The following is a 19,751-nucleotide window of genomic DNA, read 5'->3' as shown; positions in this document are numbered from 1 at the left end:
AGGCGAACGATGAGCTGGCTCACGAATCTCGCGTCGAAAGTGCGCCGGGCACGCCGGGTCGGCTTGCGCGGAATCGCGCAGCGACTGGCCCAGCGGGCTTACCAGGCAACCGGAGCGGCCGAACTGCGCTTCAATCTCGATTTCGACGACATCCTGGCCAGCCTCCCAGCAGAGCTTCCGCTGCCAGTTGAGCCCCTTCCGCGAAGCCGCCCGGCGACGATCGGCTGGGTGATGACTCCCCCCGCCCCTGGCTCGGGCGGTCACACCACTCTGTTCCGGATGATCGAGGCGCTCGAAGTGGCCGGTCACCGCTGCGTTGTGTTCATTTATGACAAGCACGGTGTCGACGTCGACCGCCTCACCGCATCCGCCGCAGCACACTGGCCCAGGGTCCACCCGGAGTTCCGGGACGCCCGTGCCGGCATCAGCGGGGTCGACGCCGTCATCGCGACATCGTGGGAGTCGACTCACGTCATCGTGAAATATGGACGGGCGCCGATGCATCGCCTGTATTTCATCCAGGACTACGAACCCTATTTCTATGGCCGAGGCGCCGAGTACGAGTTCGCAGCCATGACGTACCGCCTGCCCTTCCGCCGTATCGCGCTGGGCGAGATGCTCGACGCGATGATCGCCGACGAAACCGGTCTGCGCAACGACGTCATCCCGTTCGGATGCGACTCCGAGGTCTACCGTCTGCCCGAGCACGACGCGCCACGAAGTGGCATCGTCTTCTACTGTCGGCCGGACTTCCCACGCCGCGGCTACGAGCTGGCCTGCGTGGCGCTCACGCAGTTCCATCGGGCGCACCCGGACCAGGAGATCCACGTGTACGGCGCGCAGCCGCGCGGACTCGACATCCCCGTGTCGTTCCACGGCCGGATGACGACGAGTGAGTTGAACGACCTCTACGGCAGAACGATCGCCGGTCTCGCGATGTCGTTCACGAACATCACCCTGGTCGCAGAGGAGATGCTCGCTGCCGGCAACATCCCTGTCGTCAACGACATGGAGCTCGCTCATCTCGTGCTGCGGAACGAGCATGTGCGGTGGGCGGCGCCGACCGGGGCCGCGCTCGCCGCGGCGCTCAGCGCTGCCGTCACCGCGACGGATATCCCGGCGAGGGCAGCTGCCGCCGCGGCTTCCGTTGTCGGTCGTTCGTGGCAGCCGACGTGCGACGCTCTCGTCGACATCGTGGAGGACGAGGTGTACGGGTCAGCGCCGCCGTCTTCCGCCCGCACCGAGCTGGCCGGCCAGGGGGAGCACGGATGACGGATACGACAACCAGACGATCACAGGCGCCGCACGTGCTGATCATCGTGCAGAACCTGCCGGTCCCCCTCGACCGCCGGGTGTGGCTGGAGTGTCAGGCGCTCGTCGCCCGTGGTTACCACGTCAGCGTCATCTGCCCGAAGGGTCCGGGCGACCCAGCGCGCCAGCATCTCGACGGCGTCGACATCTACAAGTACGCACCCGCCCCCGAGGCCGACGGGTTCCTCGGGTTCGCCTGGGAGTTCGCGTTCAGCTGGGTGCGTACCGCGTCGCTTTCACTGAAGGCGTGGCGCCACCGTCGGTTCGACATCATCCAGGCGTGCAACCCGCCGGACACCTACTGGCTGCTCGCCCTGCTGTGGCGCGCACGCGGAGTACGCTTCGTCTTCGACCACCACGACCTGAATCCCGAGCTCTTCATCTCGCGCTTCGGACGGCCGCGCGGGCTCGCGCAGCGGCTGGAGTACCTCGGTCTGCGCTGGCTCGAACGGCGGACCTTCCGAACGGCCGACCGGGTGATCTCGACGAACGAGTCGTACAAAGCGATCGCGGTGAACCGGGGAGGACGCCGTCCCGGCCATGTCACCGTTGTGCGAAGTGGCCCCGACACCCGCCGGATGCGCCCGATCTACCCTGAGAATCCGCGCCCCGCGGACGGCATCGAACTCGCCTACCTCGGAATCATGGGCCCCCAGGACGGCGTCGACCAGGTGCTCCTCGTCGTGGAGGAGCTGGTGCACAAGCGTGGACGCACCACGGTGACGGCCACACTGCTCGGTTTCGGCGACTGCCTCGAAGACCTGAAGGCCCAGTCCACCCAGCTGGGCCTCGACGATCATGTGACGTTCACCGGCCGGGTCGACCGCGTCGCGATCGCCGAATACCTGAGCCGCGCCGACATCGGCCTGTGCCCCGACCTGAAGACCCCCCTGAATGACCTTTCGACGATGAACAAGACCATGGAGTACATGGCCTATGCGCTGCCGTCCGTCTCGTTCGATCTGACCGAGACCCGTGTGTCGGGTGAGGACAGCCTGCTCTACGTCCCCTCCGGCGACATCGCGGCGTTCGCGGATGCGGTGGAGCGGCTGATCGACGACCCCGACCTGCGGATCGAGCTCGGCACGAGGGGCCGCGAAAGGGTCGCGTCAGAACTCGACTGGCGCCCGCAGGCCGAGTCCTACGTGGCGGTCTTCGACGAGGTCTCCGGGTTTTCGCGGCCGGGCCCGGCCGTACCCGAAGACAGCAGCGTCATGACGGAAGACGCGCAGGGACGGCGCTATGTTGATCTGGACGACACGGAAGAATTCGGCCGGTATCTCCTCGAACGGAGGGCTCCGCAGTGAGAGCGCACCTGCACGACCTCTTGCAGGAGGCCAGTGCGTCGACGCCCGATCATCCCGCGGTCACGTATAAAGAGGACACCGTCTCGTACGTCGAGCTGTGGGACCGGACTCGCGCCGTCGGCGTCCAGCTCAGCGAGCTCGGCCTCCTGCGCGGGGAGCGGGTCGCGATCTACCTCGAGAAGCGTGTCGAAACGGTTGTCGCCATCTTCGGCGTATCTGTGGCGGCTGGCATCTTCGTCCCCGTCAATCACGTGCTCAAGCCTCCGCAGGTCGCCCACATCCTCCATGACAGCGGTGCGCGGTTCCTGGTCACCTCGGCTGACCGGCTGGCCCAGCTCGCTGGTGTCCTCGAGGGCACCGACGTCACGGACATCATCGTCATCGGCGTGCCAGGGACTGCTACACCCGCGGGCGTCGCACTGCACCCGTGGGCCGACCAGCCGCGTGCCGACCGGATGCCCGCGACGAGCACGATCGATATCGATCCGGCCGCAATCCTCTACACCTCAGGAAGCAGCGGCAAGCCGAAGGGCGTGGTTCTGAGCCACCGCAACCTGATCGTCGGTGCGGAGAGTGTGAGCACCTACCTTAAGAACACGAGCGACGACGTGATCCTCAGCATCCTGCCGCTGAGCTTCGACGCCGGTCTCAGCCAGGTGACGACTGCCTTCGCCGTCGGGGCGCACTGCGTGCTGGCGAACTATCTGCTTCCGCGCGACGTGCCCAGGCTCTGTGCGAAGCACGCCGTCACGGGCCTCACCGGCGTGCCGCCGCTGTGGCTGCAGATCGCGGAGGTGCCCTGGCCCGAAGATGCGGCGAGACGTGTGCGCTACTGGGCGAACACGGGAGGCAGGATGCCTCGTTCCCTCCTCGACCGGCTGCGCGGAATCTTCACGGCGGCCGACCCGTATCTCATGTATGGACTCACCGAGGCCTTTCGTTCGACCTACTTGGACCCGAGTGAGGTGGATCGCCGTCCGGACTCGATCGGCAAGGCCATCCCCGATGCCGAGGTGCTGGTGCTTCGCCCTGACGGCTCGCGCTGCACGCCGGGCGAGGAGGGCGAACTCGTGCACCGTGGAGCTCTGGTCGCGCTCGGGTACTGGAACAACCCGGAGCGAACGGCCGAGCGGTTCCGGCCGGTGCACCATCCCGGTCAGACCTGGCGCGCGCCGGAGCTGGCCGTCTGGTCCGGTGACACCGTCGTCGCCGACGAGGACGGATTCCTCTACTTCGTCGGCCGCACCGACGACATGATCAAGACCTCCGGTTACCGCGTGAGCCCGTCGGAGATCGAGGAGGCGGCGTACGCCACCGGGCTGGTGCGGGACGCCGTGGCACTCGGCGTCGAGGAGCCGGGGCTGGGGCACCGGATCGTGTTGGTCGCCACTGCGGCGACGGACGAGCTCGAGGTGGCTGCTCTCGGGATGGCTTTGCGGCGGGTGCTTCCGTTGTACATGGTGCCCACCTCGATCGATCTGCGTGACGAGCTTCCGCGCTCCCCGAACGGAAAGTTCGATCGCACTCTCATGAAGGCACAGGTGTCCGGATGAAGCCGCAGGAGCACGTCGCCGCGTTCGGCACGGTCGACGGAGAGCTCCGCGTCGGCGGTCTGCCGCTGTCGCGGCTTGCCGCTCGCGTCGGTTCGACTCCGTTCTTCGCCTACGACCGCGCGCTGCTCGACGAACGGGTCGACCGTCTGCGCTCTGCCCTCCCCGACCGAGTTGAGCTCAGCTACGCCATGAAAGCGAATCCGATGCCCGCCGTGGTGCAGCACCTGGCGCGCCGGGTGGACCGCATCGACGTGGCATCCGGACTCGAGTTGCGGTCGGCGCTGGACACCGGCATCCGCCCCGAACGGGTGAGCTTCGCCGGCCCGGGCAAGAGTCCGGCCGAGATCCGCCAGGCCGTGGCCTCCGGGATCATCGTGGAAGTCGAATCTCCGACCGAGATCGAAAGGGTGATCGCCGCCGGCGACGAGCTCGGGCTGACTCCGAGCATCGCGATCCGGGTGAATCCGGACTTCGCGGTGAAGGGTTCCGGCATGCGCATGGGCGGTGGCCCCCAGCAGTTCGGCATCGACGCAGAAAGCGTGCCGCAGTTCCTGAGGGAATACACCCCAGCCGGGCTGGACATCCGGGGATTCCATATCTTCGCCGGCTCGCAGAACCTCGACGCATCGATCATCGCGGAGGCGCAGCGGCGCACGCTGGAGCTGGTTGTCGATCTGGCCCAGCACCTGAAGGCACCGGTGCGCTACGTCAATCTCGGCGGAGGGTTCGGGATCCCTTATACCGAGAGGGACCGGGCGCTGGATCTCGACGCCCTCGCCGCCAGCCTCGGGGCGCTCCTGGACGGGCCGCTCTTCGGTCAATTACCCGAGGCGACGCCGGTCATCGAGCTGGGGCGGTACATCGTGGGCGAGTGCGGTGTCTACGTCACGCGGGTCCTCGACCGGAAGGTCTCGCGGGGCCGCACGTACCTCGTCGTGGACGGGGGGATGCATCACCAATTGGCGGCATCCGGCAATTTCGGGCAGGCGATCCGCCGCAATTACCCGCTCGTCGTCGGCTCCAGGGTCGAGGCGCCCGCCGACGAGAACGTGACCGTGGTCGGATGCCTGTGCACGCCGCTCGACCTGCTCGGCGACGACGTCACACTGCCGGCGGCCGACATCGACGACCTCGTGGTGATCTTCCAGCAGGGTGCGTATGGCCTCACGGCAAGCCCGACCGCCTTTCTCGGGCACCCCGCGCCCGCAGAAGTATTCGTCTGAAGCGACAGTATTCGCCTGAATCGACAAGGAGAGCAACCGAATGCCAGAGACTGTGGATGCCGTGCGAGAGGTCTTGATCGACACGCTGGAACTCACTCAGAGCCCCGACGAGCTCACCCGCGAGACAGCGCTCTTCGGCGCAATTCCCGAACTCGATTCCTTCGGCGTCGTGAACCTCGTCGTCGCGCTTGAAGAGCGCTTCGACATCGTCATCGATGACGACGAGTTCGGTGAGGACCTCTTCGAGAGCGTCGGCACTCTCACCGACTTCGTCGATTCGAAGCTCGCCGCCTAGCATCATGTCCCGCGCGACCGTGCTTCCCGGGATGCTCGCGTCCGAAGCCGGCGAGGTACCGGCCGCGGTGAAGGCCGTCGTCGGCGCATTCTCCGAAGTCAGGGCCGGCGCGGTCCGGATGGCGTACTGGGGCGTCACCCCGGTCGACGACGGCTGCACCCTCGTGCTCTCGCGCGTCGTGCGCGGGTCGCACGGGGCGGTCGCGAGCTCCCGGATCGCGGAATTGATAGGCGATGACACCCATGCTCTCACCCGTCTTCTGCCACCGTTCGCGGCCGCGACGGCGCACGACGGCGCCGTGACGATGATCGCCGACTCGATGGGCTTCCGGCAGCTCTTCCACAGCGATCCCGATTCGGCGGGGCCGGGAACGCTCTCGACCTCGGCGATGCTGGCCGGATGGGCGCGAGGCGCACCGCTGGACCGGACAGCAGTCGCGGTTCAGTCCCTGCTGGGGTGGCAGCTCGGTCAGCGCACTTTGTTCGATGGCATCCGCAAACTGGAGCCTGCGGCTACCGCGCGGCTCGGCATCGACGGAGTCAGCGTAGACCACGCGGTGCCTCCGCCTGGAGAGCCGATCTCTCTGGATCGCGCCGTAGCCCAGGCCGCAGAAGTCCTCCGCGCGTCGCTCGAAGCCCTGCTCGACGATCAGCCGGATGCGGTGCTGCAGTTGACCGGCGGCCTAGATTCGAGGCTCCTGCTGAGCGCAGTGCCGGTCTCCCGGCGACGAGGGCTCCATGCGATGACACTCAGCGTGCCGGGCAGCGGCGACGTCGCGATCGCCGGCGAGATCGCCTCGCGCTTCGGCATCGAGCACGAGGTGCGTGGTCTGGCCGACCTCGGCGGACTCGGCCCGGAGGAGGCCTGGGACCTGTGCCGGGACGCCGCGCTCCGATTGGACGGGATGTCGGATCCGGTAGCGCTCGCCGCCCTCGGTGTCGCTGAACGCGGGTTCACCCAGGGAGTGCGCATCTCAGGCCTCGGCGGCGAGGTGGCGCGCGGTTTCTATTACGTCGGTCGGGTGCGGGATCGCCCGTACACCCGCGCCGACGCCGAGCAGCTCGCCGCCTGGCGGATGTTCGTCAACGAGGCGGTCGAGCCTGGTCTGCTCACCGCCGAATTCTCGGAATGGGCTCGGGAGGTCGCGAATGCCGAGGTCTATGCCTCGCTCCGTCGTGGCGGTGACGAATGGTTCCGTGCCACAGACACGCTGTACCTCCGCGATCGCATGCAGCGGTGGGCGGGAGCGACCGACACGGCTGTCGGCTACCAGCGGGTCGTGGTGAATCCGATGCTGGAATCGGACTTCCTCGATATCTCCGCCCGACTGACACCCCAGGACAAAGCACATTCGCGCTTTCTCGCAGCTCTGCAGCTGGAGTTGGATCCCGAACTCGGGCAGCTTCCCCTGGAAGGCCGGCCGAGCCCGGCCGCTTACGCGCATCCGTCGCCGTGGGATCCGGTGACGCAGGCACTGCGCACCGGGCAGCGGCTCGCCCGCAAGGCAGTCCAACGCGCCCGGAGAGGGAATCGGCCTCCAGCCGGGGGAGATGTGCTGGCGCAGAAAGTCGTCCAACGCTGGCGCCAGGAACCGCACATCCTCGACCCGCTGGGTGCGACCGACTTCGTGAGCGAGAAATGGCTGCGGGACATGCTCGCCGGCGCCATCGAGCCGCGGCCGAGTTCCGTCGGGTTCCTGACGAATGTGATCGTCGCAACCGCCGGGTCTCACACAGATCGAAACGCCAGTTCCGAGTAGAGGGTGCTCATCTGCTCGAGGCGCGCTCCCCACAGATGTGTGCGTTCGGCGTGTGAACGGGCCGCTGCCCCCATCCGCGACCGGAGCTCAGGGTCCTCGACAAGGCGACGGATGGCCGCGGCGCAATCTGCTGCGAGCTGCTCGGGCGACACCGCATCCAGCCGGAAAGCACAGGAGTCGTCGACGTTCGCGCCCGGACCGCCGCGACGGCAGACGATGAGCGGGAGGCTGTACGCCATGGCCTCGAGAACTACGCTCCCTCCGGGCTCCCGGTAGCTCGGGAACACGAAGATGTCAGCGCGCTCATAGAAGGCGTCGACTTCCGCGCGGGACATCAGCCCGTGGAACGTCATCCGGTCGTCGACTTCGAGCTCCTTCGCGAGAGCCGTGCAGGCTGCCCGGTCATTGCCGTCGCCGACGATGTCCAGAACCACATCCAGATCGCGGAGCCGGGCCATCGCCCGGATCACATCCCGAAGACCCTTGGTCCGGATGATCCGCCCCACGAACAGCAGCCGCACCGGTCCGGGTCGCCCGGCCCGGTCGATGGGCCGTTTGACCGAATGGATGGCGACATCGCTCATGACCTCGAACCGTTTCACCGCGAGACCTTCGAGGAGTTCCCGCGCGTACGGCGCGACACCGACGACGCAATCAGCGCTCTCATAGGTGCGCCGCAGGAGAGGGTCCCTTTTCATACGCCACGCGTCGAGAACGCGAAGCCTCTGGTACCACGGGGTCGAGCCCTCCTCCGCGGCGAATGCCGAGGGGGACGTGAGACTTCCCCCGACGGGCCCGATGATCAAGGGGATACCGAGAGCGGCTACGGGGGAGGGATAACGCATCGCCACGGGAACGACCTGGTGAGCGATGTCGAAACCGGTCCCCTCTGCCAGGCGATGCTTCAGCCAGCGACGAGCCCTGACCAGGAACAGCGAGTATCCGGGCTGCAGGAGGCTGTTCAGCCGCTCGAAACGGCCGACCACCGGCGGTTCCTGCCACTCGACGACCTCGACTCCCGGGAGCTGCTCCGAGGGGGGACGATGCCCGCGCTTGAAGGTGGTCAGAACTGTCAGATCGAATCGATCTGACAGCAGTTTGGCCCATTGGAAGGCAAGCCATGACTCACCAACATCGTCGCCGTCACAGGTCGGGGCGACCAGCACTACCTTCATCTTCGCGGCCACATGCTCAGCGCGGGATCAGCGTGCGGCTCGCGCCGAGGGCGGGTGGACGTCGCGACGGCTGGAGGAGAGCGCGAGCCGTCGGCCAGGACTTGTCATGGCCGAGGATGGCCCGACGGAACTCGACCAGCACCGTCATCCCGAAATAGACGGACGCAAGGAACGGACCCCGGCGTCGGCGATACAGTCGCACGCGGTTGAGAATCTTCATAGTGTGCGTCGTCGAGCTCTCACCGGAGCCACCGCCGATATGGACCGCTCCGGCGTCCGGCGTATACACGGTCGCCCAGCCTGCGTCCTTCGCCCGGAGGCTCAGGTCCGTCTCCTCCGAGTACAGGAAGTAGGACTCGTCGAGGCCGTCCATCGCGCGATAGCACTCCCCGCTGACGAGGAGGATGGCCCCGACGGCCCACTCGACCTCATGCTCGGTCTCGTATTCCCGAGGGTCCTCGATGCGCTCCGTGAAGGCGGGCAGTCCGGTGAAGCTCAGGCCCCCGACCCGCCCCAGCGTCGGTCCCCGACGAAGCGTGGGCGACAGCCGGCCGTCGGCCTCACGAACCCGGGGCGCCACGATGCCGTTGCCCGGTTTTCGCAGCACGTCGAGCATCCGGGGGATGCAATCGGGGTCGAGGGTCGCATCCGGGTTCAGGATCAGAATCGCCTCGGCGTCTGGCGACGTGTCGACAGCGGTGTTCATCCCGGCCGCGTAACCGCGGTTCGTCGAAGGGACCACAATGCAATCGGAGCGTAGCCCGAGTCGATCGAGCGTACCGTCGACGGACCCGTTGTCGACAACGACCACCGAGTACGAAAGCCCGCCGGCGGCCGCTGGAATGCTGTCCAGTAGCTGGTCGATATGGTTCTCGCTGTTGTAGGTCACGACCACGGCGGCGACGTCAATGGGCATGCCGGTCCCCTGCCAGATGGGTGAATATCGCTCCGGTTCCTTCGATCCGCCGCAGGGAACCTGCCAGACCGAGAATGAGGAACAGGGTCCCCATCGTCATCGGGAAAGCGAAGGCGTCGAAAGTGAACAGGCAGACGAAGCCTGTCGCGATCGCGGCGGCCAGCGCCAGCGCCAGATCCCGCGATCCCTCGTCGCGGAGCGACGGGCGAAGGCGCAGCATCGATGCGAACGCAGTGACGCAGAGGGCGATGAAGGCCACCGTGCCGACGGCTCCGACTGTGACCAGCAGCAGCAGGTACTCGTTGTCGAAGATGCGGTAGATGGGCAGGAAGGTTCCCAGGCCCCTTCCGAAAAGGGGTTTGCGCAGCAGGAACTCCACCGCGAGGGAGTAGCCGTCCGTCCGCGAGGCGATGCTCGGATCGCCGGATGCGCCGGCGAACAGGCCGATGATCGACTTGAAGAGGTTGGGTGTCACAACACTCATCGCCGCGACGCCGGCGACGATCACCGCGAGAGCCCGCAGTCGACGCGCCCGTTTCCATCCGATCAGGCACACGAGAAGCGCCACCGCCGCGCCCAGATACGCCGAACGGGACGATGTAAGGGGGACGACCGCCGCCAGTGCCGCGGCGGGAAGCCAGCGGATGAGAAGAGGGCGTTGGGTCTGGTTGAAACCGACGTACAGCGCGATCGGGAGGATCATCGTGATCAGTGTTCCATATTCGATCGGATGCGTCGCAGTACCGGAGGGCCGGGGGAACCCGCCCCGGGCATTGAGACTGTAACCCGGCGAGCCGGTGAGCCCCGGGATGGAGAGCTGGTCGACCCAGACCTGCCGGGTGAGCACCTGGAAGATCCCGAGAAGCGCGATCAATCCGCCGCAGACGCACAGGCGCCAGATGAGGGTGTCGAGTCGATTGCGGTCAGGGATGTTGTCGTGCGTGAGCAGAAGCGTCCCGCCCCAGGACGCGAGCGCCAACAGGGCGACATCCGCAGGGCTGATTTCGGCGGGGTTCATCGGACCCGACATCGCGAGGACGTACGTTATCCCGACGCTGACGAAAAAGATTCCGAGCGCGAACCGGATCGGGTGCGCGCTCCTCGGTCCGCCCCGCCCGGCTCCCAGCCTAATGAGCAGCCAGAGGATCAGACTTCCCAGGCCGAACAGCATCGAGGGGGCGCCAGCGCTCCCGAAGGGGCCGAAAATAAGACGCGTGGGGACGAAGAGAAGCAGTATCACGTAGAACGTGAGCCACCCGACAGCGTCGACCGGGCTCGGCGCCAGGCGTTGATCCATCGGGGCGAGCGCGGTCGTCAAGTCTCCCGCCCGGTGACTGCCGAAACAGGACCGGTGAACTGTGAAACCGGTTCGTCCGAAACCGGGTCGCCCGGAACCGTATCGTCGGAAACCGGGTTGCCCGGAACCGGATCGTCGGAGACAGGGTCGTCAGAAGCGGTGTTGCCCGAATTCTCGGGTCTGCGCTCTTCCGCCGTACTCGCGGTATCCACCGCTTCGGGGAGCAGGACTTTCGAGCCGGAGCGCGTCGCCGGTGATGGTTCCTCGGGGTCGGCCGGGACGGCTGTGACCCGCTCGGCGGCCGCGGCGCGTGCGTGCCGCCGTGCTCGCCGGCTCAGCAGCAGCCCGTCGAGCGCGAATGCGATGACGCCTGTGATGAGCAGCCCGACGACGGCGGCTGAAATGACCATCCGGATCGTACCCGAGTAGTCCGCCTTGGCTCGTGCATCGACGGTCAGGGGCATCGATGAGATCCGAGCGTCAGCCGCAGCGTCGACCTGCGTCTGAAGCTTGTTCAGCTCCACCGGAATCTGGGTCGTGATGTAGTCGAGCGCGCCGATCGCCCCCGCCGATGTCTTGTCGGTCACGTCGACTTCGATGATCGGTCCACGAGTCGATTGGCTGATCAGCACTTGGAACTTGGCCGTGGGCGCATTCGCCTTGACGTCTGCCGCAGCCGTGGAGCCGGAGAAATACGCCACGAGGATTCCGGCCGGCTGATCCAGATCGGAAAGCACCAGGAACGGGTTGCCACCTTTACCCACAGCCGAGGTGGAGGGAAGCAGGAGCACTAGACCGCTCGCGGTGTAGTTCGGAGGAGTGATCTGGTAGGCCCCATAAGCGAGTCCCACGGTCATCAGGAGGCCTGCGACGAGGACATACCATCGGCGCCCGAGCGCGCGCATCACGTCGCGGGTCATGATGTTCCCCCCTCGGAGCGGACCTCTTTCAGCTGACTGACGGGTAGCGAGTCATAAGTTAGTCTAAGCGAGGGACACTCATGACTTTGTGGGAATTTTTCAGCGCGTGCCTCCGACGGTGGCCGATTGTGCTCGTGGGAGTCCTTTGCACGGGCCTTGCGGTATTCGCCGGCCTCAGCGACAAGGGCGTCTACTACACGCGCACCCAGATCGTCTTCCTCGCACCGAGCAGCACCTACTACCCGAATACCCTCGCAACGCAGTCCGAAGACATCGTCGACACTGCCGGCGTGGTGGCCAAGAGGATCACCGGGCCGGTTGCGGTGACCAAATATGCGTCGGCCGACGTGACGCTGGTCGGCATCGGCATCCGCGACGGCTGGTCGCTGGCCGTCCCCGATACCGGCGGGCAGTGGGGCACGAACTTCCAAAGTCAGATCCTCAACCTCGAGATCGTCGCTCCGGATCGCGCGACCGTGCTCCGGAGGCAGACGACGCTGATTAATCGTGTCCAGCAGCAATTGAGCGAGCTTCAGCGTGAGCAGCACGTCGCGCCCATCAATTACATCACCCTCACGACGGCACCGAGGTCGACCGTGATCTACCACGTCGGAGGCAGCAAGCCCCGGATGCTGGGGATGACCGCGCTTCTCGGCGTGGGAATCACCGCAGCGGTGATCGTTATCGCCGAGCGTCTTGGACGTCGACGGCCCATTCGCTCGCGCCGGTGAAGGCTGGTGATCAGCGGAGCCGCTTGACGGCGCTGCGGGTGCGACTGCGCAGGTCGGCGAGGCTGGCACGGTGGGCGATGATGTCGCGTATTGTCGCAACGGTATCGGTGGCTGTGAGGCTGTAGCGCGGCTGCAACCACGCGGAGGAACGTGCGGGAAAGCGGTCACTCGAGAAGACCCTCCGATACTCGTGGCCGCGCAGCTCTGCCAGGGCCTTGCGATCGTAGCGCCCGAGCGGGAGGGCGGCGTCGTCGATCCGGCCACCGCTGGCTTCAGCCAGGGCCTCCCGGGCATCCACCAGTTCGCGCTGCTGCTCCTGCGCGGTCAGGTGGCGCCAGGGGATGTGCGCCCATCCGTGGGTTCCGATCTCCATTCCGGCGGCTCGGAGCGCGCGAAGGTCGCTCGGACTCAGGCTCGAGGATTCGCCGAGCCGTCCTGCCAACGGGAAGAAGGTCGCGTGCAGACCCCGTTCGAGGAGCGCGGGGAGGCCCGCCTCGACGTCCGAGATGTTCCCGTCGTCGAAACTGAGGTGCACGCCGGGTCGATCGCGCACCTCGTCGAGGACGCCGAGGAATACCTCGCGCCCGATCCAGTACTTTTCGCCCCCCGGCTCGCGTTCCCGGCTGCTGTCGCCGATGCCATGGAAGCAGAGGTTGATGGTCATGAGCCTCCGCTCCGGGTGCTCTCGTCGCGTCCCCAGGTACGGGCCGTGTCCTGAACCTGACGGCGCGCCAGAATGGCTGCGGTCAGAGTGATCGAGACGTACGCGATCCCCGCGAGCGCAAGTCGTGGATGGGGGATGACCACGTCGATGAGCCACGACCATCGCTGCGGCCGGCGCACCGTAAGCGCGAGGTCGGCGGCGCCCGCCGCGCGCATCTGGGCGTTGCCTCTCCGTACACGTACGAGGCGTCGGAGTAGATCCCGTGTGGTGTGGGGCGCTTCCACTGTGACCTCGACGTCGTTCACGACCGCGCGTTCCTTCTCTGCATAGAGGGAATCGAGGAAGAGGTCGTCGGCGATGAGCGGGGGGAAGGTCGAGAAGCGCGACCGCCCCTCTTCAGACAGGACGATCACCCCGCGACCGAACAAGCCCGTCTGGAAGACCGGCAATCGCTCGTTGATCGCGAAGTACGCGCGAACCGCCCAGGGGCGCCCGCTGGTCTCGAGGCGCCGTCGCGGGACGACGGCGAGGCAGCCTGCCCTGGACCCGAGTCGCGTGGTGAACGACGAAAGCGCGTCTCGGGGCAGGATGATGTCGGCATCGAGATAGATACGGGGAAACGACGTCGCCACCCCATCACCGGCGTTCAATGCGGCCGTCTTTCCGGGTTCGGGCCGGTCGACGACATCGGCGCCGGCCTGACGGGCCACCTCGGCCGTGCGATCCGTGCAGCCGTTCGCGCTGACCACCACCTGCACGTCACCGCTGAAATCCTGATCGGCGATCGCGCGAAGGCAGGACCCGATCAGGTGCTCCTCGTTGTGAGCGGCGATCACGACGCTCGGCATCCGTACCCCCTGCCACGCGGATGTAGACGGTCACGGCTCAGCGTAGCGGGAATGCGGAACGGAACGCTCGACGAATACGCGCGGCCACCAGCTAATCTGAACGTCGTGAACCCAGGCGCAGCACCCGAGGTGAAGCCGATCACCCTCGACGACGCGATGGATGTCGCCCTGTTCCTCCACACACACCTCAACGAACGCGTCACCACAGCGCAGTGGGCGAAGCTTCTGATGCCGCCGTGGGAGGACGGGAGCTCGCCTAACCGCGGGTTCCAGCTGGTCGACGACGGGACCACCGTCGGAGCATACGCGGCCGTCTATTCGCACCGTGAGATCGACGGCGAGGATCGCGCCGTGTGCAACCTCGCGGCGTTCTGCGTGCTCCCGGAGTACCGGGCCCACAGTGTCCGGCTCGTCCGATCGCTTCTCGGGCAACGCGGGTACGTGTTCACCGATTTCTCACCGAGCGGAAACGTCGTCGCCATGAACGAGCGCCTGGGTTTCCAGCACCTCGACACAGCGGGGCGCCTTGTGGTGAACCTTCCCGCGCCGAACTCCCCTGGGGTTCGCGTCACCGACGACCCGGTCGCCCTGGCCGAACGCCTGGGAGGGCGGGACGCTGACGCCTTCCGGGATCATCGTGACGCGGCCGCAGCCCGTCACGCGCTCGTCGAGACAGACACGGCCTATGCGTATCTCGTCTATCGCAGGGAGCGGCGGAAGAGATTGCCCTGGTTCGCCGTACCGCTCTATGTCGGGGGCGAGCGGGATCTTCTGCGGACCGAATGGCCACGTGTCGGTGCGCACCTCCTGCGACGCGGATTGCCTTTCACCCTGGCCGAGCGCCGCCTGATCGGCTTCACGCCGAGCGGGCCGGGGCGCACGTTCGATCACAACAGGAACAAGATGTTCCGCGCGAAAGACGCCGACGTCGACTCGCTCGACTACCTCTACAGCGAGCTCACGCTCGTTGAGTGGTGAGAGCGGGTCGCCGTCGGCGTCCCCATTCAGCGCGACTCAGTTCTCGGCCACGACCTTAGTTCCGTCGTCCCACAGGTTGTTCGACCAGATGGCCCCGGGAGCGTTGAGGTCGAATGACGTGATCGCACCCCAGTACCCGCACACGTACCCTCGACCGCCGGCGCCCATGTCGGTGCCGCGCTGGTAGATGTTGTTGGTGAAGTGGATGTTCGCCTCGTGCCCAGAGAACGGCTTGCCCGCCGTCGAGCCGCCGTACGAGCAGTAACCGCCGGAGCCGGCAAGGATCAGGTTGTTGTCAACCGTGTTCCCGGTCACCGGGTCGAAATCCGGGTATCCGGTGATCGCTGCCGAGCAGCCCGCATCGGGAGCGATGTCGGGCGCGTTGCAAGCGATCGTGTTGTGTTCAAGCGTGCTGTTCGTGTTGACGCGGATTCCGGATTCGTGGCTCACGCCGGTCTTGTCTGCGAACTGGTCGTTGACGTAGGAGTCCTTCACCGTGCAGTCCGCGTAGCAGTTGATCGAGCGGGAGCCGCCCGTCACATGCACTCGCGTCGCCGTGAAGTACGCGTCGCCGATGCCGGTCCCCGGGGTGGTCGAGCCAGCATCCACCAGGCTGTCGGTGATGGTGAACGAGCCGACATTGTCGTTGTAGTCCGCGTAGACGCCCCCGACGATCTTCGAGTTGGTGATTACGATTCCCTTGGCGAGGACCCGGAGATAACAGTTGACGATCTTTGCATTGATGACCACGTTAGGCGTCTGGATCGTGCACGGCCCGGTGTAGGGGGTCAGGGTCGTTCCCGCAGGCACGCCGGTCGTGGCAGGCGACGGGAAGCTTCGGCCCAGAGCCATGATTCCACCGGTCTGCGCGGGCGGAGTCGGCGACTGTGTCGGCGTGGGTGTCGGTGTCGGCGTCTGCGTGGGCGTCTGCGTGGGAGTCGGCGTCGGCGTAGGCGTCGGGGTCACCGTCGGCTTCGGAGTGACGGTCGGCGTCGCCGTTGGAGTCGTCGCTACGCCCGAATCCGGCGCGAACACGATGTCGGCCAGGTAGTTCGAGCCCTTGTAGCTGCTCGTCGGCATCACGTTCGATGTGCTGTACCGATACACGCCGGCGTTGGCGGGAAGTACGAAACCCATGAGGACGAGGCTCTTGGAGAGGCTTTGCTCCGTGACGACGTAGCCGCCCTTCGGTGCCAGGTAGGAGGCGGTATACGTCTTTCCCGCGGTCAGCTGCACCGGTTTGGGGAGGGTGATCGTGCGCCAGCCGACCGTGGCGCTCGGCTTGAATGAGACGGAGGCAAGAGCGGATCCGGACGAGGACCACAGCGTCGCTCTTGTGACTCCGGTGTCCCTGAGGCCCTGGTAATACTGCAGCCCGACGACGCGTCCCGACTGCCTGGGCGAGAATTTCACCCCGAGGTTGACTGAATTGTTATCGGGGTCCGCAGCGACGGCGGGCTTCATGTTGTCCGGGAAGATCCCGGTCGTTGCCGCCGTGGCGGCCGTGGTCCCTAGCGCGAGCGCCGAGACGGCGAGGGCGATCGTGGCGACGGCAGCAGCGCCGGCCCTGATCCATCGTTGTGGGCGGGGAGGGACGGGGGCTAGAGCGTGCCGGGGCTTTGCAGGCATGCGTGAATCTTCCGTTCGTTTGGTGAACCGCAGAGGTTCGCCGCGTTGGCTGTAGTGGGGGTGACCGGCCGATGTCAAGCGCCGGATGCCCCCCATAGTAGGGGGGTGGTGGGGCGGTTGCAAACGAGAGCACTCTGAAACGGCCCGTGCGGGACCGGTGTGACGGCGTGGCGTGAATACAGCCGATTTGGGTGGGCGCCACCGCAAAAGCGGCTCGCAGACCGCTGGCACAGCTACGCAAACGCCTTTGAAATCGGCATGTCTATCCGAAAAAAAGGATCAAACAGGTACTCGCACGCTCATTCGCATAAGTGACGAGTACTCATAACAGCGTGCGGCCAACGCTACTCGTGGCACACGAAAGCGGGCGTCCCCCAAAACGAGGGAGAAATTTCCCCACCCGCTTGTCAGGCTTGTGTGTTGCGACGGGCCCGAAGCCGGCGGCTCACCGTCGGCTCGGCGTATCGCCGTCGACCCCACGCCACGCGTACAGGAGCCAGCCGAGCTCGTAGGGGCGGCATTCCCGGTCGATGCGATTCACCGGGAACATGCGATCCACTCCGGGCACGCGCCATCCCCGGTGGAGAAGCGATGTCGCCGCGGCGAGCAGGCGGACGCTCTTGCCCGGCTCGCGACGGCCGGCCTTGCGCCAGATCAGGGCGTTCTCCTCCGACACCAGTTCGTCGTCCACCTCGGGGTGGGTGCGCAGCCAGTCGAGGCCGCGGTAGACCGCATCCGAATGGTCTGCGCCGCCGGCGGCAGCCAGGTCGAAGAACGCCATCGGTGCCATGGCGTGCTGGTGCACGCTGTACACGGGATACCTTTCGACGACCGATCCGTCGCGCGCGTCGTAGTGCCACCACCACTGGCCGCCCTCGCCCTGCAGGGCGCAGAGACGGTCGGCGCATCGCTCGGCTGCGCTGAGCGCCTCGACGTCAGAGCTCAAAGCTGCATGTCGCGCGAGCGCCTGGATGGCATAAGCCTGATCGGCGAAACTGCCGATATGAGCCCGAAGCCGGCCGAACGTCGTCGGCGGAAGCGAATGGGAGAAGATTCCGGAGGTTCCCTGCGCGGCCAGCAGTCGATCCCTGCTGGCACGGGCGATGCCGGCCGCATGGGCGGCGGCTGGGTCGATCGTGAGGGAGGCGACGGCGGCGCTGAGAATCCACGCCGTGTCGACCGTGGAGAGCGGGTCGCCTGAGCCCAGGATGCGGGCAAGGCGCGCGAGCAACCCTGCAGCGGGCGCGCCGCCGACCTCGGCGGCCGACCAGGCGACCAGGGCGATGGCGCCGGGGTCGTGCGAGTGGACGCTCCGGACCGCGGCTGCCGCAACGAGGTCGGGCGCCGTCGATCCGTGGAGGACCGCGCGCTGGGTCTCAGGGGCGACCGTTCCCAGTCCGAGTGCGACGATGGCTGCATACCGGAGGCTGCTGCCTTCGCGGCTGAGTGCACCGGAGGGCGACGTGTGGGACTCACGGACCGTCCGGCTGAATTCGAGCGTGTCCGTGATGAAGGAGGTCGGCAGCCCCCGCAGCGCGAGGTCGGTGTAGTCCCGCACCCGGGACAGGGGAAACGAAGCGGCGGGGGTGAGTCTGGCGGGTCGCCGGTTTCGGGGCCTCCTCGCGGCATGCGAGGCAATGGTACTCACAGTTGCTCTCCCTCTTCGGCGGGTAGCTGTGGATCGGGCACATGCGCGGGTGGTTGCGCGCGGAGGCCTGCGCGCGCTGGGCAATTCACGAATTCACGAATTCACATAAGTGAAAATTACTCATATCATTGCCTTACCCACGCTACTCGCCGCGTGAAATCGCGTACCCCCCAAAACGAGGGTGAAAAATCCTCAGCTCTCAGCATCCGATCGCACGAGCGCCATACGATCGAGAACATCCGCCCTGACCTAGGAAACGAGAATGCCAGCATCCTCCGTCACGATCATCGGCGGCGGCATCCTCGGCCTGGCTGTCGCCGAACGGCTCACCCGCCGTGGACTGGCCGTCACCCTGCTCGAGAAGGAGCACACCTGGGCTGCGCACCAGACCGGTCATAACTCGGGGGTCATCCACGCCGGCCCGTACTATGCGCCGGGCTCGCTGAAGGCGCGGATGTGCGCGGCCGGCAACCGATCGATGGTCGAGTTCGCGCTCGTGCATGGCATCACCCACCTCGTGACCGGAAAGCTGATCGTCGCCGTCGGTGCGGCCGAGGTTCCGCGCCTTGCAGTGCTCGCCGAACGCGCCGTGGCCAACGGGGTGCCGTCACGGCTCATCTCGGGCGACGAAGCGCGCGAGTACGAACCGCACGTTCGAGCGGTGCAGGCACTCCGCGTCGAGACCACAGGGATCATCGACTACCCCGCGGTCTCGCGAAAGCTGGCTGAGCTCGCCGGGTTCCAGGGGGGCGAGATGCTCACCGACGCGCGGGTCGAGCAGATTGTGCCCACCGCATCCGGTGTCAGGGTCGTGCACAGCAAGGGCGAGGTCGAGAGCGACCTGCTCATCAACTGCGGCGGCCTGCAGGCCGACCGCATCGCCCGGATGGCCGGAGTCGAACCCGAGGTACGCATCGTGCCGTTCCGCGGCGAATACTACGAGCTCGTGCCGGAGCGCCGCGACCTGGTGAACGGGCTCATCTACCCGGTGCCCGACCCGGAACTGCCCTTTCTCGGCGTGCACCTGACCCGCATGATCGACGGCACCGTTCACGCCGGCCCGAACGCCGTGCTCGCCCTGGCGCGCGAGGGGTACGACTGGCGCACCATCAGCATCCGCGACACAGCCGACGCGATCGGATACCCGGGCTTCCTGCGCATGGCGAGCCACAACATCGGCACTGGCGCGAGCGAGGTGCTGCGCTCGTGGTCGCAGCGCCTGTTCGCGCGGAGCCTCGCCCGCCTCGTCCCCGAGGTGCGCACATCCGACATCGTCCGCGCGGGTAGCGGAGTGCGCGCCCAGGCGGTACGGCGCAACGGGGCGCTCGCCGACGACTTCGTCATCCAGACCGCGCCCGGGCAGGTCCACGTGCTCAACGCGCCGTCACCGGCCGCGACGAGCGCCCTCGAGATCGCCGCATACATCTCTCGCGCTGCTGCCCTCGAGCCCTGAGCCGGGCCCCCGACGTTGGTCGGGCACAGGAAAAAGCACCCCAA

General features: G+C 66.7%; 17 protein-coding genes. 9 read left to right on the top strand and 8 right to left on the bottom strand.

The features are described from left to right. Positions 1–9: 9 nt before the first annotated feature. Genes ACPPVQ_RS17915 through ACPPVQ_RS17890 form a run of 6 tightly spaced genes read left to right on the top strand, consistent with a single transcriptional unit; the run spans position 10 to position 7,448 of the window. A complete protein-coding gene (locus tag ACPPVQ_RS17915; RefSeq protein WP_426516477.1) occupies positions 10–1,272 on the top strand; it encodes a rhamnosyltransferase WsaF family glycosyltransferase in 1,263 nt (420 codons plus the stop codon). Beyond that, on the top strand, positions 1,269–2,618 hold the full coding sequence (locus ACPPVQ_RS17910; protein WP_426516476.1) for a glycosyltransferase family 4 protein: 1,350 nt from the start codon (positions 1,269–1,271) through the stop codon (positions 2,616–2,618). Before ACPPVQ_RS17915 ends, ACPPVQ_RS17910 begins: the two co-directional genes overlap by 4 nt. Next, a complete protein-coding gene (locus ACPPVQ_RS17905; RefSeq protein ID WP_426516475.1) occupies positions 2,615–4,171 on the top strand; it encodes an acyl-CoA ligase (AMP-forming), exosortase A system-associated in 1,557 nt (518 codons plus the stop codon). The genes ACPPVQ_RS17910 and ACPPVQ_RS17905 overlap by 4 nt, the downstream gene beginning before the upstream one ends. After that, positions 4,168–5,394 (top strand): pyridoxal-dependent decarboxylase, exosortase A system-associated, encoded by a 1,227-nt coding sequence (locus ACPPVQ_RS17900; protein ID WP_426516474.1) that lies wholly within the window; start codon positions 4,168–4,170, stop codon positions 5,392–5,394. The genes ACPPVQ_RS17905 and ACPPVQ_RS17900 overlap by 4 nt, the downstream gene beginning before the upstream one ends. 40 nt (positions 5,395–5,434) lie before the next feature. Beyond that, positions 5,435–5,689, top strand: a complete 255-nt coding sequence (locus ACPPVQ_RS17895; RefSeq protein ID WP_426516473.1) for an acyl carrier protein — start codon at positions 5,435–5,437, stop codon at positions 5,687–5,689. 4 nt (positions 5,690–5,693) lie between these two features. Beyond that, on the top strand, positions 5,694–7,448 hold the full coding sequence (locus ACPPVQ_RS17890) for a hypothetical protein (protein WP_426516472.1): 1,755 nt from the start codon (positions 5,694–5,696) through the stop codon (positions 7,446–7,448). On the opposite strand, the gene ACPPVQ_RS17885 is transcribed toward ACPPVQ_RS17890, so the two are convergent. From ACPPVQ_RS17885 to ACPPVQ_RS17870, 4 genes are read right to left on the bottom strand one after another with little or no spacing between them, the layout of a single operon-like run. Further along, positions 7,418–8,623 carry a glycosyltransferase family 4 protein gene (locus tag ACPPVQ_RS17885; RefSeq protein WP_426516471.1) on the bottom strand — a complete coding sequence of 402 codons (1,206 nt, stop codon included), beginning with the start codon at positions 8,621–8,623 and terminating at the stop codon, positions 7,418–7,420. The two genes, ACPPVQ_RS17890 and ACPPVQ_RS17885, sit on opposite strands and share 31 nt — an antisense overlap. Before the next feature lie 16 nt (positions 8,624–8,639). After that, the gene (locus tag ACPPVQ_RS17880) at positions 8,640–9,539 is read right to left on the bottom strand and encodes a glycosyltransferase family 2 protein (protein WP_426516470.1); all 900 of its coding nucleotides are present in this window, start codon (positions 9,537–9,539) and stop codon (positions 8,640–8,642) included. Then, positions 9,529–10,836, bottom strand: a complete 1,308-nt coding sequence (locus ACPPVQ_RS17875) for an O-antigen ligase family protein (RefSeq protein ID WP_426516469.1) — start codon at positions 10,834–10,836, stop codon at positions 9,529–9,531. Before ACPPVQ_RS17875 ends, ACPPVQ_RS17880 begins: the two co-directional genes overlap by 11 nt. Positions 10,837–10,853: 17 nt before the next feature. Next, the gene (locus ACPPVQ_RS17870; protein WP_426516468.1) at positions 10,854–11,756 is read right to left on the bottom strand and encodes a hypothetical protein; all 903 of its coding nucleotides are present in this window, start codon (positions 11,754–11,756) and stop codon (positions 10,854–10,856) included. A gap of 134 nt (positions 11,757–11,890) precedes the next feature. Here ACPPVQ_RS17870 and ACPPVQ_RS17865 point away from each other — a divergent pair, with 134 nt between their 5' ends. Beyond that, on the top strand, positions 11,891–12,487 hold the full coding sequence (locus ACPPVQ_RS17865) for a hypothetical protein (protein ID WP_426516467.1): 597 nt from the start codon (positions 11,891–11,893) through the stop codon (positions 12,485–12,487). Between the two features lie 10 nt (positions 12,488–12,497). On the opposite strand, the gene ACPPVQ_RS17860 is transcribed toward ACPPVQ_RS17865, so the two are convergent. Further along, positions 12,498–13,151, bottom strand: coding sequence for a polysaccharide deacetylase family protein (locus ACPPVQ_RS17860; protein WP_426516466.1), 654 nt, complete (start codon positions 13,149–13,151; stop codon positions 12,498–12,500). Then, complete coding sequence (locus ACPPVQ_RS17855) at positions 13,148–13,999, bottom strand: glycosyltransferase (RefSeq protein WP_426516465.1); 852 nt, start codon at positions 13,997–13,999, stop codon at positions 13,148–13,150. Before ACPPVQ_RS17855 ends, ACPPVQ_RS17860 begins: the two co-directional genes overlap by 4 nt. Before the next feature lie 51 nt (positions 14,000–14,050). Here ACPPVQ_RS17855 and ACPPVQ_RS17850 point away from each other — a divergent pair, with 51 nt between their 5' ends. Beyond that, positions 14,051–14,977 (top strand): hypothetical protein, encoded by a 927-nt coding sequence (locus tag ACPPVQ_RS17850; RefSeq protein WP_426516464.1) that lies wholly within the window; start codon positions 14,051–14,053, stop codon positions 14,975–14,977. Positions 14,978–15,013: 36 nt separating this feature from the next. Here ACPPVQ_RS17850 and ACPPVQ_RS17845 read toward each other — a convergent pair whose 3' ends face one another. Both ACPPVQ_RS17845 and ACPPVQ_RS17840 read right to left on the bottom strand, forming a co-directional pair. Next, entirely contained in the window at positions 15,014–16,606 is a 1,593-nt protein-coding gene (locus ACPPVQ_RS17845; RefSeq protein ID WP_426516463.1) for a DUF4082 domain-containing protein, read from the bottom strand. 445 nt (positions 16,607–17,051) lie between these two features. Continuing rightward, the gene (locus ACPPVQ_RS17840; protein ID WP_426516462.1) at positions 17,052–18,164 is read right to left on the bottom strand and encodes a hypothetical protein; all 1,113 of its coding nucleotides are present in this window, start codon (positions 18,162–18,164) and stop codon (positions 17,052–17,054) included. Positions 18,165–18,516: 352 nt separating this feature from the next. Here ACPPVQ_RS17840 and lhgO point away from each other — a divergent pair, with 352 nt between their 5' ends. Continuing rightward, entirely contained in the window at positions 18,517–19,707 is a 1,191-nt protein-coding gene (lhgO, locus tag ACPPVQ_RS17835) for an L-2-hydroxyglutarate oxidase (protein WP_426516461.1), read from the top strand. Positions 19,708–19,751: the final 44 nt, after the last annotated feature.

This window comes from Leifsonia sp. McL0618 (assembly GCF_049994905.1).
Taxonomy (GTDB): domain Bacteria; phylum Actinomycetota; class Actinomycetes; order Actinomycetales; family Microbacteriaceae; genus Diaminobutyricibacter.
Note: the sequence above shows the minus strand (reverse complement) of the source record. Positions and strands in the feature narration are given on the sequence as shown.